Origin of the sequence: Segatella buccae ATCC 33574, from assembly GCF_000184945.1 — a bacterium.
In the GTDB taxonomy this organism is placed as follows: Bacteria; Bacteroidota; Bacteroidia; order Bacteroidales; family Bacteroidaceae; genus Prevotella; species Prevotella buccae.
The window spans coordinates 1,674,585-1,690,584 of the sequence record NZ_GL586311.1; the positions used below are offsets into that span (position 1 = coordinate 1,674,585).

Annotated in this window: 9 protein-coding genes; 3 read left to right on the forward strand and 6 right to left on the reverse strand. The window is 52.8% G+C overall.

Translation table 11 applies throughout. The features are described from left to right. Nucleotides 1-39 precede the first annotated feature (39 nt). Nucleotides 40-702 carry a SprT-like domain-containing protein gene (locus HMPREF6485_RS06395; RefSeq protein WP_004345500.1) on the forward strand — a complete coding sequence of 221 codons (663 nt, stop codon included), beginning with the start codon at nt 40-42 and terminating at the stop codon, nt 700-702. Nucleotides 703-824: 122 nt separating this feature from the next. Here the strand turns inward: HMPREF6485_RS06395 and alaS are convergent, their stop codons facing one another. Then, a complete protein-coding gene (alaS, locus tag HMPREF6485_RS06400) occupies nt 825-3,470 on the reverse strand; it encodes an alanine--tRNA ligase (protein WP_004340146.1) in 2,646 nt (881 codons plus the stop codon). 147 nt (nt 3,471-3,617) lie between these two features. Here alaS and HMPREF6485_RS06405 point away from each other — a divergent pair, with 147 nt between their 5' ends. After that, nucleotides 3,618-3,965 (forward strand): MerR family transcriptional regulator, encoded by a 348-nt coding sequence (locus HMPREF6485_RS06405; protein WP_004340147.1) that lies wholly within the window; start codon nt 3,618-3,620, stop codon nt 3,963-3,965. A 627-nt stretch (nt 3,966-4,592) separates the two neighbouring features. On the opposite strand, the gene HMPREF6485_RS06410 is transcribed toward HMPREF6485_RS06405, so the two are convergent. Beyond that, nucleotides 4,593-5,273, reverse strand: coding sequence for a hypothetical protein (locus tag HMPREF6485_RS06410; protein ID WP_004340148.1), 681 nt, complete (start codon nt 5,271-5,273; stop codon nt 4,593-4,595). 64 nt (nt 5,274-5,337) lie between these two features. Between HMPREF6485_RS06410 and HMPREF6485_RS13990 the strand changes: the two genes are divergently transcribed. Continuing rightward, nucleotides 5,338-5,487, forward strand: a complete 150-nt coding sequence (locus HMPREF6485_RS13990) for a hypothetical protein (protein WP_155814395.1) — start codon at nt 5,338-5,340, stop codon at nt 5,485-5,487. Between the two features lie 65 nt (nt 5,488-5,552). On the opposite strand, the gene HMPREF6485_RS06415 is transcribed toward HMPREF6485_RS13990, so the two are convergent. From HMPREF6485_RS06415 to HMPREF6485_RS06430, 4 genes are all read right to left on the reverse strand, one after another. Then, nucleotides 5,553-7,292, reverse strand: coding sequence for a RagB/SusD family nutrient uptake outer membrane protein (locus HMPREF6485_RS06415; protein WP_004345502.1), 1,740 nt, complete (start codon nt 7,290-7,292; stop codon nt 5,553-5,555). A gap of 11 nt (nt 7,293-7,303) precedes the next feature. After that, on the reverse strand, nt 7,304-10,453 hold the full coding sequence (locus HMPREF6485_RS06420) for a SusC/RagA family TonB-linked outer membrane protein (RefSeq protein ID WP_004345503.1): 3,150 nt from the start codon (nt 10,451-10,453) through the stop codon (nt 7,304-7,306). 199 nt (nt 10,454-10,652) lie between these two features. Further along, nucleotides 10,653-12,719 (reverse strand): RagB/SusD family nutrient uptake outer membrane protein, encoded by a 2,067-nt coding sequence (locus HMPREF6485_RS06425; RefSeq protein ID WP_004345504.1) that lies wholly within the window; start codon nt 12,717-12,719, stop codon nt 10,653-10,655. An 18-nt stretch (nt 12,720-12,737) separates the two neighbouring features. Next, complete coding sequence (locus HMPREF6485_RS06430) at nt 12,738-15,839, reverse strand: SusC/RagA family TonB-linked outer membrane protein (protein WP_004345505.1); 3,102 nt, start codon at nt 15,837-15,839, stop codon at nt 12,738-12,740. Nucleotides 15,840-16,000: the final 161 nt, after the last annotated feature.

Consider the following 16,000-nt stretch of genomic DNA (forward strand, 5'->3'; position numbering starts at 1 on the left):
TTTTAAAAGTAAAACGGAAATTTCAAAACCTGACAAACGATGATCGTTACGACAGCATGGATGGAACAGTGGTTTGGGGAGTTCAACCGCCTGTATTTTGGCAGCGGACTGCCCGTTCCGCTTTTTGCCTTGTCGCATGCACGCACCCAACTCGGACAGATGGCCTGTAAGCGCACGATGAGATGGGGGCGCACCAAACTCTACGATTTCACCATCAAGCTCTCCACCTATTATGATATGACGGAGGATCAGGCCAAGAATGTACTCCTCCACGAGATGATTCATTACAGCATAGCCTACACCGGTGTGAAAGATACGGCACCCCACGGCATTGTGTGGCGCGGAATGGCCGACTCGCTCAACCGCAAGCATGGCTGGCACATACAGGCCATGACCACCACGAAAGGCTGGAAGGTGGCCGACGGGAGCAAACCCCGAAAGGTGGGCCCGCCGTCTGTCTATCTCGTCTTAGCTCTCCGCATGAGAGACGGCCGGCACTTCCTGTCTTCCGTCAACCCCCGCTTTGCGCGTACTATCGACCGCCAGCTTGTCCGGCTCAGCGAGATAGGCAACTACGGATGGTACATCACGCACGATGCCTATTTCAAAGATTTTCCCCGGTGTCGCTCCCTGCGGGGGCGGCGGGTGTCTGTCGATGTGTATGAGGAGAAAACAGCCGAGATGAAGCAATATGTTTTTTAATGCTTCGTCCCCTTGTTATAGGTTTCCTTTCAAGATGCGAAAAAAGCCGCACTTCCTCACGGAGGCACGGCTTTGCTGATTTAGTGAAATAAAATATAAGTGTATTTGCTTGTTTTGCTTGCTTACAGGGCGGCCAATTCTATCACCTTATCCACGGCTGCATTGAGTCCGTCGATGTTCTTGCCACCGGCCTGTGCATAGTGGGGCTGGCCTCCTCCGCCACCTTGTATGAGTTTGGCTGCCTCACGGATCATCTGTCCAGCGTTGAGACTGTGGCCCTTCACCATGTCGTCGCTCAGCATCACGCTCAGCATCGGCTTCTCATGAGCTTTCGATCCGATGACACACAGCAGATTCTCTGGCAGTGCCTCGCGTATCTTAAACACCAGATCTTTGGCGGCAGACGGCTCCATCTCGATGACGGCCCGTACCACTTGCACACCGTTCATGAGCTTGACGCGCTTTACCAGTTCGTCTTTCAAACGCTCAACGGTTTGTGCCCGGAACTTTTCGATGTCCTTTTTCATGGCATCGTGCTCCTCGATGTACTTGCCTACAACACCCTTCAGATCTTTGGCATTGTTGAAAAGTGCCCTCACATCGGTCAGTGTGTCTTGCAGGGCATAGATGGCTTCTTCGCAGGCTTTGCCCGTAAGTGCCTCTATGCGGCGTATGCCGGCAGCGACACTGCTTTCGCCGATGATCTTGAAAAAGCCGATGCGGCCTGTAGACTTGGCATGGATGCCACCGCAAAACTCGCACGACGGCCCGAAGCGAACCACACGCACCTTGTCACCATACTTCTCTCCGAAGAGGGCGATGGCACCAAGTGCCTTGGCCTCTTCAAGCGGAGTGTCGCGGTGTTCGTCGAGCGGGAAGTCTTGACGGATCATATCATTGACGATGCGTTCCACTTGGCGCAGTTCCTCATCGGTGACTTTCTGGAAGTGGGAGAAGTCGAAACGCAGCGTGTCGGCACTCACATAGGAACCTTTCTGCTCTACATGGTCACCCAGAACCTGCTTCAGCGCGTAGTCAAGCAGGTGGGTGGCGGTGTGGTTGGCAGCACTGCCGTCGCGCTTGTCGATGTCCACGCAGGCCATGAAGTCGGCCCGAATGTCTTTAGGCAACTGCTTCACGATGTGGATGCTTTGGTTGTTTTCTCGTTTGGTGTCGATGACTTCCACGGTCTCGTCGGCTGAAACGAGTACGCCCGTGTCGCCCACCTGACCGCCCATCTCGCCATAGAAAGGCGTGTGGTCGAGCACCAGTTCGAAGAATGTATTTTTCTTTTGTGTCACCTTGCGGTAGCGCAGGATGTGGCACTCATACTCCGTGTAGTCGTAGCCCACAAACTCCTGTTCGCCCTCTTTCACCACTTCCCAGTCGCCGTTTTCCACGACGGCTGCATTGCGGGCGCGGGCTTTTTGCTTCTCCATTTCTTCGTCGAAGCCTTTGCCGTCTACGGTATAGCCGTTTTCGCGGCAGATGAGTTCTGTCAGGTCGAGTGGGAAACCGTATGTATCGAACAGTCGGAACGCAGCCGCTCCGTCAAGTTCGGTCTTTCCGTGAGCCTTGAGTTCGTCCATGTCGCCGTTGAGCAGATTGATGCCTTTGTCAAGTGTGCGCAGGAAAGAGTCTTCCTCCTCTTTCATCACACGGGCAATGAGCTCCTGCTGGGCCGGCAGTTCGGGATAGGCAGCACCCATCTCTTGCACCAGTACGGGCACCAGCTTATACATGAAAGCTTCTTTCCGATTGAGGAACGTGTAGGCATAGCGCACGGCCCGGCGCAAAATGCGTCTGATCACGTAGCCGGCCTTGGCATTGGAAGGCAGCTGCCCATCGGCAATGGAGAAGGCCACGGCGCGCAGATGGTCGGCCACGACGCGCATGGCCACGTCGATGTTTGTCTGTGTGCGGCTGTCGCCGTGGGCGTCTTCATATTTCAGCCCCGTGAGCCGCTCTATTTCCTTGATGATGGGTTGGAAGATGTCGGTGTCGTAGTTGGAGTGTTTGCCCTGCAACATGCGCACAAGCCGCTCGAAGCCCATCCCGGTATCAATGACATGCATGGGCAGCGGCTCCAGTGAACCGTCGGCCTTGCGGTTGTACTGCATGAAGACAATGTTCCATATCTCGATGACCTGTGGGTTGTCCTTGTTCACCAGCTCCCGTCCGGGCACTTGGGCCTTCTCTTCGGGCGTGCGGGAGTCCACATGAATCTCCGAGCACGGGCCACACGGTCCTGTGTCGCCCATCTCCCAGAAGTTGTCGTGCTTGTTGCCGTTGATGATGTGGTCGGCCGGCACGTGCTTGCCCCAGAACCGGGCAGCCTCGTCGTCGCGGCTGAGATTTTCTTCCGGCGAACCTTCAAAGACCGTCACGTAGAGGTCTTCGGGATTCAGATGCAGCACGTCCACGAGATACTCCCAGGCATAGTCGATGGCCCCTTCTTTGAAGTAGTCGCCGAAGCTCCAGTTGCCCAGCATCTCGAACATGGTGTGGTGGTAGGTGTCGTGCCCCACCTCCTCGAGGTCGTTGTGCTTGCCGCTCACGCGGAGACATTTCTGCGAATCCACCCGGCGCACGTCTTTTCCGGGGTCTTTGGTGCCGAGAATGATATCTTTCCACTGGTTCATACCGGCGTTGGTGAACATCAGCGTGGGGTCATCTTTGATCACCATAGGGGCCGATGCAACGATTTTGTGGCCTTTCGTCTCAAAGAATTTCTTGTAAGACTCGCGCACTTCATTTGCTGTCATCATATAAGATATGTCGTTTTATTTAATTCTGAATTAGTCCAAAACACGTGCAAAGATACAAAAAAGATAACATACGAGGGGTGGGAGATAGGAGATTTTTCGTATCTTTGCAAATAAATTAGACATTGTTGGATAAAAAGCTGTGATTTTATGGCACTGAGCAAGGACAAAAACGTGAAGTTGTACTATTCCATCAAGGAGGTGGCAACGCAGATTGGGGTCAACGAGTCGACGCTGAGGTTTTGGGAAAAGGAGTTTCCGCATCTCAGGCCGAAGACCACGGGCAACAACGTGAGGCAGTACACCGAGGGTGACATTGAGCACATCAAGCTCATCTACAACCTCATCAAGGTGCGCGGTTTCAAGATTGCCGCCGCCCGCAAGATGCTCAACGAAAACCGTTCGGGGGCGGAAAAGAGCGGCGAAGTGCTTGAGCGGCTTCTGTCGGTGCGCGAACAGCTGAAGGAACTCAAGCGGGCTCTCGACGGCATCGTATGACCATGAAATGGCGGTCCGGCTGTGCCGAGACGGCTGTCAGCAAAATTTTGTATGGTCGTTTGGCCGTGGAAATCCGTCTGTGCGGTCACTTCTTCTGTCAGGATATTTCCTGCCGGATTTGCATTCGGCCTATTTGTTTTGTATCTTTGCATTAGCAAGGGAAGCGCGATGGCGTTTCCTTTTTTTATGTCCCCAAGCCTCTAACAGCCCCCCAACCCCCTAAAGAGGGCTTTTCCGGCCTAAATGGCTTTGCAAAAGGGCCTCTTTTGCATTTTCGTTCGGCCCGAATGAGTTTCTGGGTGTGGCCCTTTTGCAATGTCGTTTGGGCCGAGTGGGAAAATTGATGGGGCGGATGAGGCTAATGAGACGGATGGAAATGGACGGACAGATGAATACAAGAAAAAGGCATGTAAGGCTTTTTCGTAATCTTAGTAGGTTTTGTGCTATATGGAGAAGAGGCCTCCCCCGGCCCCTCCGAAGGAGGGGAGTGCCTCGCGGGACAAAGGATGATTGAGATGAAGGACAAGAGATTGGGGAATGGGACACAATAGAAAAAGGCGTCCACACGGGCGCCTTTTTCTATTGTGAGGTGATTCTTAATTGATTGTCTTTCTGTATGAGAGATTGCTATTGTACGTACTTCTTGCCATTTTTGATCACTACGCCCTTGAAAGTCTTTGAGACCTGCTGGCCTGCAAGGTTGTAAATAGGCGTATTGAGTTTCACAGGCGTGCTGATGTTTTCTGCTATTCCTGTAGACGATACTTCATGTAAGACAACGATGAACCCCAGTTGTTCACCCGTATTGGTGAAGGTTATCTTTGTGGCAGGGGAGTCAAGAGAGAACTCTCGTTTATCGGGATTGTCCAATCCTACCAGTCCGGCTGCACCCTCCACTGTTGGATCGAAAGTCTGATTGCAGCTTTTCATGGCTCCACCTTGTTCTTCCATAGAAACAGAGGTGTTGTTGAACTCCTTCCAATAGGAAGCCCTGACCTTTTGGGCATCAGCTTTCATATTCATATAACTGTAGAACGTCACCTTGTCAAAGGCTTTGCCGTCGGGAGCCTCTAAGGTGTTTTGTGCTCCATTTGACAGTTTGAATGTGGTGTATTCGGTTCCGTCAATCGTGATGACACTTCCTGCACTGTAGGTCTTGCCATTTTTTAAGATGGTCAACTTGTAGCCTGAAGAGGTTGTCACACTTTGGGCTTTATCCATGGTCTTTTCCCATGTGAGAGTGGTCTGTGCGTTGACACTCATGGCCATAGCTGCCATTGCGATAAGAGTAAAAAGTTTTTTCATCATTGTTTGTTTTTAGTTATAAGAAATGTAGATATTAGTATAAGCGTAGTATTGTAGAGCAAAGATAATGAAAAATATTGAAAGCGCGAATGTTTTGGAGTCTTTTTTTCCGAAAAACTTTTATATTCGTGTTTTTGAAAGAGCAAGGAAGGGAAAAATACAAAACGGAGCGCCGAAATGTGCGACGCTCCGTTGGAAGATTGTTGTGGGGAAATAAGCAGCCTTGCAGAATGGTTGCCTGCCTCCTGCCGATTCAGAAAAAGGATCTGCAAGGCCGGTTTGTCAGTATCCCGGATTCTGTTCCACCTTGTTTTGGTTTTTGTCGATGGCATCCTGCGGGATGGGCCGCAATATCTTATACTTCCCGCCAGAACCTTGCATCATGGCTTCCGTCACTCCGTCTTCATTGTATTTGGTGACATACTCCACGAGTTTGTGCGTGCGCTTGAGGTCAAACCAGCGCACATACTCGCCTGCCATCTCGCGGGCCCGCTCGTCGAGCAGGAAGTCGATGGTCATGTCGGCATCCGAAACGGTCATGGCTGTCTGATAGCCTTTCTTGATGGTGCCCGGACGCTGGCGCAACTTGTTGATCATCTCAGCGGCGGCCCGGGTGTCACCTGTCTGTACGTAGGCCTCGGCTGCGATGAGATAGGCTTCCCCAAGGCGCGCTGCCACAAAGTCGTGGGTGCTGCATGATGTGGAGCGGTTGCCCATAGAGGCCTCTGTGTAGTCGTCAAACTTCTTGATGCAGGGCACACCATAGTCTTCCGACCGGCGCACGCTCCATGTTTCGGGAATCTCCTGTGCAGGGGCGAGGCCGCCTGTGGCCAAGCTCTTGGAGATGATAGTGTTCTTTTTCTGATTGTGCGGATCGTCGGCTTTCCAAGCAGCGATGTCGGCATCGGTTGCCCATGTCGGTGCGTAATATACCACAATGGGAGTCGTGGTCGGTGCATTGTAGTAGTCGAAGTAGCTGTCTTTCTTGCTCTTTTCACTTCCACGCAGTTCAAGCATGAATGTCTGTTCGAGTCGTCCGTCGCCGCGGGTGTACATTTGCAGCAAACGGAGGAAAGGAGACTCGTTGCCGTCTATGGCCTTGGTCTTGGGATATTCGGCCCCACCGAGGTAGCTGCCAAACTGTGCTTGTTGATAGCTTCCCTCTTTTGTCGCGTTGCCGAACGAAGCGGAGCTGAACTGCACAGACCAGAATATCTCGCCATTGCTCTCGTTTTTCACATCGAAAGCATTTTCGATGGAGATAGAAGGCACTTCATTATTGATGGCTTGAAGCGCGTAGGTGATGGCCTTCTGGAAATCAGAACTTTGTGCGATGTTCTCTTCTTGTGCCTCATAATCTTTGCCATTGAGATAACCTCTGGTCAGATAGGCTTTGGCCAAGAAGAACTTGGCCGCCCGTTTGTTGGCACGCCCCACATCCGATGCGCTTCTTTCAAGCAGTTGAGAATTGTTGGCCAGATACTCGAACTCGGAAATGATGAAGTCGTAGAGTGTCTTCAGATCGGTGCGTTCGAAATTCATGTGGGCTGCATCAAACATCTCCTCCACCAACGACACCTTTCCAAAGAGTTGCACGAGCATGAAGTAATCCCATGCACGGATGAAGCGCGCCTCATCAATATATCGGGCTCGGGTGCTGCTCTCGGCAGTTGTTTTGCCATAGGCGATGACCGAGTTGGCCAGCTGGATAGACTTGAAGAAGTTGGTGTAGAGCGTGAGCACGTTTCCTTCGGTGGCCGTATGCTGGTAATAGTTCATGGCCACTCCCGAGGACTTGCCGTCGCCAAAGAGGTCGGTGCCGGCCGTCATGGTCAGAGGCGACGTGTTGTAGAGGGGGCGTAGAGACGAATACATGCTGTTGGTCAGACTCTCGTATCCGTTTCTGGTGTTATAAAAAGATGATGCCGGTACATTTGATTTGTTGTCTTGTTCCAGAAAATCGGAACAGCCGGTGGTGAGACCAAGCATCAAGACTGCTGCAAAAATATATTTTAGTTTCATGGTTTTACGGTTTAGAATTTAACACTGAGACCGAACTGATAACTTCTTGAGGCCGGACCACCCGTGCCGTCGTTAATCTTAGCCGAGGCCCATTCGGGGTCGAAACCTTTGTAGTCGGTAAATACGAAAGGATTGACAAAGTTGACATAGAGGCGAAGATAAGTCAGCCCGATGGAGGCTATCCACTTCTTGGGGAGGGTGTAGCCGAGGATGATATTCTTGATTTTGGTGAATGAGTTGTTCACAAAATACTGTGAACCGGTGGAGTTGTTCACCCAGAACTGTCCTGTACCCTTGTTGTTGCCGCCATTGGTGGGGAAAGGATAGGTGCCCGTGTGGGCCTCGGTGGTGGTATAGAGCTTGCCGTCGTCGCCCAAAAGTTTTACCCCGGCCGGCGTGTAGAAGTCCATCTTCAACCGCCCCATGCCGCGCTGGCCAAAATCGGTGAACTCGGCCATAAACGGACTGTACACCTTGCTGCCCTGGCTGGTGTAGATGTTGAACGAGAAGTCGAAGCCTTTCCAAGTCAGAGTGGAGTTGATACTGCCCGTCCAAGATGGCTCGGCGTGTCCAAGCACACGGCGGTCACTCGGGTCGATGACACCGTCGTTGTTCATGTCTTTCACCATGTATTCTCCTTCATAGAACTTGGTCTTCTTCGATGCGTCGGCAGCGAGGGCGGCAGCTTGCTCGGCTGTGCAGATGCCTGCCGGCACATAGCCGTACACAACGTCGATGGGCTGGCCGATAAACCAGCCATTGCCGGTCATGTCTTGTTTGCCGCCGTTCAGTTCGATAATCTTGTTCTTGTTGCGGGCAAAGGTGAAACTGGTGGTCCAAGTGAGGTTTCGGCTTTGGATATTCACTGTGTTGAGTTGCAGTTCAAGTCCCGTATTTCTCACTTTACCCACGTTCCCCCAAATGGCTCCGGTGGAAGAGCCCATCTCAAGTGGGGTCTCCATCTCCATCAACAGGTCGTGGGAGTTGCGGGTGTAGAGGTCTACAGAACCGTTGATACGGTTGTTGAGGAAGCCGAAATCCAAACCAAAGTCAAACTCGGTGGTCTTTTCCCATGTCAGGTCTTTATTGCTGAGGTCATAGCCATAGCCGTTGGCCACGACATTGCCAAAGTTGTAGTAGTATTTGGTGTTGGCCAAGAGCTGGGTCTGATAGGGACCTACGGCTCCATTGTTGCCCGTTACGCCAAAACTCAGACGCAGTTTCAGGTTGCTCAGCCAGTCTTTCGTGCTTGCCATCCAAGGCTCTTCGGTGATCCGCCAAGCCACGGCAGCCGACGGGAAGCATCCCCAACGATTGTTTTTCTGGAACTTGGAGCTTCCGTCCCAACGCGAAGATACGGTCAGCAAGTAGCGGTCTTTATAGTCGTAGTTGAGGCGCAGCACCCATGATAGCATCGAAATCTTCCGGTAGCCGCTCGACTTGTCTTCTACGTTTGCTGCCGATCCCATGTTGTACCAGTCCACATCAAAGGGCATGTCGGTTGTGATGAGCCCGTCGCCTTCGGTCTTCTGCTGATAGACGCTGAACAGTCCGAGAGCATTGATGGTGTGATCGCCGAAGTCTTTGATAAAGTTAGCCTGCGTGTCCCACGTATAAGAGAACGCGTCACGGCCGATGGTTCTGGCATAGTTGGTCTTTCCATTACGTTCCTGCGTGGTGTTTCCGCCATAGAATATGCCTTCCTTGTTGCGGTCGTACATGGGGGAAAGGGTCGTCTTTAAGATAACTTCCTTGATAGGGGAGTATTGCAGATAGAGGTTGGCCATGGCATTGTAAGTGCGTGTGTTGTCTTTCGAATGCTCACGATCGACGAGTGGATTGAGCGTAGAGGTGGGACCGCCTCCGTAGGGGTAAATGGCCGGGTCTTTACCCGGTTGTGCCACCGGTGTGCCGGCATTCTCGCCATCCCAATAGAAAGCATCCATCATCGGTGACATGCGGAATCCGTTGATGACAGAGTTTTTACTGCCACTCCTCTTCAAGGCAGTAGACAGGTTGACGGAAGCCCCCGTAGCCCAATGTTCGTTGATGACATTGTCTACGGCGGCCTTGATGTTCCAGCGCTCGTAAGCATCGTAGAGCACCCCCTCTTCGTTCTGGTAGCCCAGTCCTACGCGATAGCTTGTGTTCTTGGTGTTGCCCGTGATGTTGACAAAATGGTTTTGCTCATGGCCGTTTCTGGTCACGAGGTCGGGCCAGTTGGTGAAGTCACGGTTCTTGTATTTATCATCCCAGCGCGGGCTGTAGTTAGCCCATGCGGCCTTGAGATTGGAGTCGGTGAGTGTCCATGTGGTTGAACCGGTCTTCGGATCCAGCTTGGAGGTGGTGTATCTCATGATGCGCCACTTCATCCAGTCGGCACCATCCATGAAGTCGGGCATGTTGGCCACGGTCTTGATGCCATAATATCCGTCGTAGCTTACCGTGGTTTTGGCTTCTCCCGGTGCCGACCCTTTCTTGGTGGTAATCATCAACACGCCATTGGTGGCGCGCGAACCGTAGATGGCTGTCGATGATGCGTCTTTCAGTACGTCCACTTTCTCGATGTCCATTGGGTTGAGAAAGTTGATGTTGTCGCATACGATGCCGTCGACTACATAGAGTGGTTCGCCACCTTGCAGCGAACTTTTACCACGAATCTGCATGGAGAAGCTGTCGCCCGCACGGCTTGATGACTGTGAGATGTTGACACCGGCAATCGAACCTTGCAGGCCTCCGGCCAAATTGGTCGAGCCTTTGGCCACAATGTCGTCGGCATGAATGCTGCCTACAGCACCTGTAAGGTCTGACTTTTTAACCACGCCATATCCCACAACCACAAGCTCGTCAAGCGTTTGATTGTCTTCCTGCATGGTGATGTTGAGCGTGTTGCGATTGCCCACAGGGAGACGCTGCTCCTTATATCCGATGTAACTGACTTTGATGAAGGCGTTGGCGGGTACATTTGTGATGGTGAAGTTGCCGTCAAGGTCGGTCACGCCGCCGATGGAAGTGCCGTCCACGATGACGCTCACTCCGATCATCGGTTCTCCCGAAGCGTCTTTCACGTTGCCTGATACCGTCTTCTGCGCAAGCGCACCAACGAAACAGCATAAGCACAGCAATGCGGCCAATGTGGCTCTTTTGATTTGTAAATACATAGAAGTTTGTTTTGGTTATGAATAATAGATTATTAGAACTTGTTTTTTCTTGGTTAAGATGAGTTTTTGCGAAAGATAGATAGGAGTGTTAGATTATCAGATGATGGCGGTTATGCGAAAGGGGCTGCTTGTAAACGGCAAACCATTGATAACGGAATGCGCGGGCATCCGTTATCAATGGTCTGTGTTCTAATAGCGTTTACCATCCCGGATTCTGCCAGAAACCGGTGGTGCTGTTCACTTCCGTAGTGAGGTTCTGCACCGCATCGAGTTCGTTTTGCGGTATCGGGCGGTAGAGGAAATGCTTGTTGCTGTCGGCCTTGAGCTGGGGCGAAGCCTGTGCGTTGTACTTGATGACATACTCGTGGAGCTTGCCTGTGCGCTTGAGGTCGAACCAGCGCATCTGCTCACCGCAGAACTCAATGGCACGCTCGTTAAGGATGGTGTCAATGGTGGGCGTTCCGCTCAGCGAGTTGTCCGCACCGTCCTTGGCACGCACGGCACGCAGTTGGTTGATAGTTGCCAATGCGCCGGTGGCATCTCCCTGTGCCAACTGCGCTTCAGCCTTGATGAGATACATCTCGGGCAGACGCATTACTATGGCATCCCGACTGGAGATGTCCCATGTGGGGAAAGTCGGATTGTACACATTGTCGAGGAACTTCTTGATGCCCGGATACGACTGCCATCCACCGATGGCCACGGAGTTGTAGCGTTTGTCTCCATACACATCAGAGGTGGGTTTGGCTGCCTCGGTGGGTTTGGCTAAAGCCGGGTCGTTTGACGAGAATACCGGAATGTCTCCACCGCTCATGAACTGGATGCGGTAACGGTTTTTGGCCCATGCCTGCTTGGCCTTGCCTTCAGCAGAATTACCGTCAAGCGGGCAGTAGTAGATGGCTGTGTCTTTCAAGAGCGGATAGTTGCGGGCATTGCCGGCAAGATCCGGTGAGGCTATGTCGTAGTGGTCGAGCAGCGTTGCTTCCGTGCGCTGGTCGGTGGCGCGGTGCTCTTCGAGCAGCTGCCACAGGCGCATGGAGGGCACATAGCGGCAGAAGCCACGGCCGTAGGGCGAATAGGCTGCGCCCACTTCGATGTCTTTCTTTGTGGCCGCACTCTTGATTGTTGTCTTGCCGGCAGCCACACGCCAGAATACCTGTGTCTCTTTTTGTCCGTTGCCTCCCAAGTCGTTGCAGCCGTTGTTCCATTTGGAGACGAACATCAGGAGCATGGCCGAACCTCCGCGCGTGTAGCCCGTGCGGGTGATGAGTGAGTTGTAGTTCAACGGTTTGCCCGATTCGTCATTCTTATAACGATAAGGTATGCAGTTGACATTGCTCGTGATTTGGTCGGAGTAGGTGATGCCGAACAAGGCTTCGTGATTGTTTTCGTATGCCTCATTGTCCATCGACCACACATCGTTGTAGTTGCTGTAGAGCGAAGCGTAGCCCGTTGCCCCCATCACGGCTTCGGCTTCAGCCTGTGCGGCTGCGTAGAGCTGTGTGCCGTTCATGGCAGCGTAGCTGTCGTTGCCGGCCACCTGTTTGCCCAACTGGCCATTGAGCCACGATGCTGCGTAGATGAGCACGCGGGCCTTCAAGGCGCGGGCTGCCCAATAGTTGGCCCGGCCTTTGGCCTTAGTCTTGTAGTCGGCAGCCTCAAACTCCTTGATGGAAGTGTCAAGGTCGGCCAAAATCTTGCCATAGACCATTTCTTCCGACATGCGGATGGGGTTGAGATTCTGCGATTTGATGGGTGCGTCGTTGTAGGGCACGGCTCCCCAGATGTTCACCATGTGGAAATAGTAGAATGCCCGCAAGAAGTAAGCCTCGCCGAGATATTGTTGTTTCTCGCTCTCCGAGAGCACGGTGCTTTTGCCCACTTGCACAATGGCATTGTTGCATACGTCTGCCGCGCAGTAGAACATCTCCCAATAGTGGTCGAGCGAGGAGTTGTCGTTCACGTTGTTGTCCAGAGCGGCCGAGGTGAAAGTGTATTGGTTGAGCGACTTCTGCTTGTTGTCAAAGCCATAACAGAAGAGGTCGGTTCCCATTTCGCTCAGTCCCAGTCCGGCCTCCTTGCCATACCAGCCTCGGGCAAAGCTGTAGCAGTTGGCCACAAGTCCGTCTATACCGGTCTTGGTGCTGTAGGTGAGATCGGCCGTTTCGCCCACTTTATTCTCCTCTTCCAGAAAGTCGGAACAAGAGGTGGTGACTCCCATGCCGAGAGCCAGAGCGGCCATAGATATATAAAGTTTTGTTTTCATGACGTTTGAAGTGTTTGTTTAGAATTCAACATTGATACCGAGTACAACTTGCTTTTGCAGCGGGAAGGTGACAGCTCCGCCGCGCTCGGGGTCGTAGTTGTCGATGCCGCTGATGGTGAAGAAGTTTTTCAGCGAACCATAGACGCGGCAGTTGCTTATATAGGCCTTCTTGATGAGTGACTTGGGCAGGTTGTACGACAGGGTGATGTCTTTCACCTTGAAGTAGTCTGCCTTCTCATATTGCAGTGCCGAGCGATACTGCGTGTACCACTTCTGTTGTGCGCTGGTCAGTCCCGGGTTGGGGAATTTGGCCCCTTGGTTGTTCGGAGTCCAATAGTCCACATCAGCCCAGTTGGCCGTTTCGAAGTTCATGTTGTTGGAGAGCTGGTATTGGATGTAGCCACCCAGACGGGCGTACATCTGCACGCTCAGCGAGAAATTCTTGTAGGAGAACGTGTTGGTCAGGCCGAAAATGTGATCCGGGTCGCGCTTGTAGATAACGCGGTCTTCGGCATCGATGGTGCCGTCGTCGTTCACATCGACAATCTTCGGTGTTCCCGGGTCTCCGTAGTTGGCGGCATAAGACGGTTCCTGCCCGTTGTGGCGGGCCTTCCAATTCTCCAGATAGGTCTTGTATTCACCGATTTTCCACGTGTTGTCGGCCTTGTAGTCGTAGAATACGTGCACCGGTTCGCCGACGATGAGTGCCGTATTGTCGCGTGGATAGCGCTTGACACCCTCTGTGAGTTCCTTCACTTCGTCGGAGAAGTGCGTATAGCTGAGGTTGGCGTTCCAGTTGAAGTCTTTGGCGCGGATGATGTCTGCATTCAAAGCCACTTCGACACCGAAGCCCTTGGTCTTGCCCACATTGCTGATCACACTCGTGAATACCGATGAGGCGGGTGCGGTCTTGTAGAACAGCAGGTCGTAGGTGTTGCTCCAATAGAGGTCTACCGTGCCGTTGATGCGCCCGTTGAGGAAGCCATAGTCCAGACCGAGGTCAAAGGATGAAGTCTTCTCCCAAGTGAGGTCTTCGTTAGCCATGCTGCTTGGAATTTTGCCGGGAATGCTGCTGCCATCGGCATAATAGTAATAGGTGGTGGGGCTCAGCTGTGCCAAGGTTTGGTAAGCCTCGATGTCCGAGTTGCCCGAGATTCCCCAAGAAGCGCGCAGTTTCAGGTTGCTCAGCCAAGAGGCGGTGCCTTTCATGAAGTCTTCTTCTATGATGCGCCAACCGGCTGCCACGGAGGGGAAGTAGCCCCACTTGTGGCCTTTCGCCAGAACGGAAGCTCCATCGGCACGGAGCGAAGCCGTGAGCAGGTATTTGTCGGCATAGCTATAATTGACACGACCGAAAAACGAAACCATGCTTTTCTTGCGATAGGTAGGCGTGAGCTTGGGCGAGTTGATCTTGGAAACGTCGTAGAAGGAACTCTTATAATAGTGGTTCTTTCCTGCATCTCCGTAGATGTCGGTGCCTTCTTCTACCAGTTGGGTCATCTCGTGTCCCAGAAGGAAAGTGGCGTTGTGCTTACTGCCTCCGAAGTCGGTCGTGTAGTTGAGGGTGTTGTCCCAAGTGAAAGAGGTGTTGTGATATTTGTATAGGTCGATGATACTGGTCTGGCCGGCCTGGTAGCGCCCTTGGCTCAGATAGTCTTGATACATGCCGTCGCGCGCGTCACTGCGGTCTACGGCAAACTGGGAGCGGAACACCATGCCCTTGACCGGATAGAGTTCGCCATACACGTTGCCGAAGAAACGCGTGCTCTCCACATTGTGCTGGAAGGCTCCCGGAACCTCGTCGAGCATCGGGCTGCAATGGGCCTCATACCACGGGTTGGGCTGATAGTTGATGCTTTCCTTGTCCGTGCCCGGATAGAGATATGGATGGGTGATGCTGGTCATCTTGAGCATCTGGGTGTACACACCCGTATTGCGGCGGTTCCAGTCTTTGTAGGTGAAGAGCAGGCTCGTGCCCACTTTCACGTAGTTGCTTATCTTGTGGTCGATGTTGGCCTTGCCATTGTAGCGGGTCATCTGGTCGCGCTTCATCAGTCCGCGGTCTTTCATCAGTCCCAGCGATACGGCAAAGTTGGTCTTGTCGTTGCCGCCGTTCACGCCCACTTCATAGTTTTGCGATGTGCTGTTCCTGATGATGAGGTCGCTCCAGTCGGTGTACGACTTGTCCTCGTAGATGCTCTGGGCCGTGGTGTTGTCTTCGAGGGCATAGCCTGCCAGCACGGTCTCCGGTGTCACGGTCTGTGTGCCCCATGTGCCGGTCTGCACATAGTCCTTGTAGTTGAGGGGATATTCGGCCTTGTCTTGCATGAATCTCACCTCTCTGTCGCCGTAGAATGCGTGCGGAGTGGCGGTGGCGGAGTTCCACGAGTTGTAGACATTCAGCGAAACATTCGTCTTGCCGGCCTTGCCGCGCTTGGTGGTGATGATGATGACACCGTTGGCACCACGCGTACCGTAGATGGCCGTGGACGAAGCGTCTTTCAGAATGTCCATCGACTCGATGTCGGAGGGGTTGAGATCGAGCGTCGAACCATATTCCACGCCGTCGACCAAGATGAGCGGGTCGTTGCTTGCGAGGAGCGAACGGGCCCCGCGCAGGTTGATGTTGAGCTTGCCGCCCGTCTCACCCGAGGCCTGCGTGAGGTTCATGCCCGGCACTTTGGCCTGCATGGCCTGCATGGCGTTGGGGGCAGCCACGTCTTTCAGGTCGCCCGCCTTGATGGAGGAAACAGAGCCCGTGAGGTCGCGCTTCTTCTGCACGGCATAGCCGATGACCACCAGTTCGTCAAGGTTCTGGTTGTCTTCTTTCATAGTGATGTTGAGGCTCGACTTTCCGGCCACGCTTATTTTCTGTTCGCGGTAGCCCACATAGCTCACTTTCAGTGTGGCATTGTCGGGCACGTTGGGGATGGTGAAGTTGCCGTCAAGGTCGGTCACGCCGCCGATGGAAGTGCCGTCCACGATGACGCTCACTCCGATCATCGGTTCGCCGGCGGCATCTTTCACGTTGCCTGATACCGTCTTCTGTGCAAACGCACCGACGAAACAGCACAAGCATAGCAATGCGGCCAATGTGGCTCTTTTGATTTGTAGATACATAAATGTTTGTTTTAGTTATTAAATTGATAAAAGATCTTTGCTCTCTGTTGTTGATGAAGGCAGATTGTAGTTTGCAGCCGTTTGGGGTGATAGACTATTAAGACGGGGCTAAGTTACGAATAATATTCAGATGACAGGCTATGTAGGGATTGTTTTTTAGG

What these genes read in the sequence shown, in the direction of transcription:
- HMPREF6485_RS06410 (WP_004340148.1), bottom strand. Translation starts at nt 5,273, where the DNA reads ATGATGAAAAAACTTTTTACTCTTATCGCAATGGCAGCTATGGCCATG.
- HMPREF6485_RS06395 (WP_004345500.1), top strand. Translation starts at nt 40, where the DNA reads ATGATCGTTACGACAGCATGGATGGAACAGTGGTTTGGGGAGTTCAAC.
- HMPREF6485_RS06420 (WP_004345503.1), bottom strand. Translation starts at nt 10,453, where the DNA reads ATGTATTTACAAATCAAAAGAGCCACATTGGCCGCATTGCTGTGCTTA.
- alaS (WP_004340146.1), bottom strand. Translation starts at nt 3,470, where the DNA reads ATGATGACAGCAAATGAAGTGCGCGAGTCTTACAAGAAATTCTTTGAG.
- HMPREF6485_RS06430 (WP_004345505.1), bottom strand. Translation starts at nt 15,839, where the DNA reads ATGTATCTACAAATCAAAAGAGCCACATTGGCCGCATTGCTATGCTTG.
- HMPREF6485_RS13990 (WP_155814395.1), top strand. Translation starts at nt 5,338, where the DNA reads ATGAAAAATATTGAAAGCGCGAATGTTTTGGAGTCTTTTTTTCCGAAA.
- HMPREF6485_RS06405 (WP_004340147.1), top strand. Translation starts at nt 3,618, where the DNA reads ATGGCACTGAGCAAGGACAAAAACGTGAAGTTGTACTATTCCATCAAG.
- HMPREF6485_RS06415 (WP_004345502.1), bottom strand. Translation starts at nt 7,292, where the DNA reads ATGAAACTAAAATATATTTTTGCAGCAGTCTTGATGCTTGGTCTCACC.
- HMPREF6485_RS06425 (WP_004345504.1), bottom strand. Translation starts at nt 12,719, where the DNA reads ATGAAAACAAAACTTTATATATCTATGGCCGCTCTGGCTCTCGGCATG.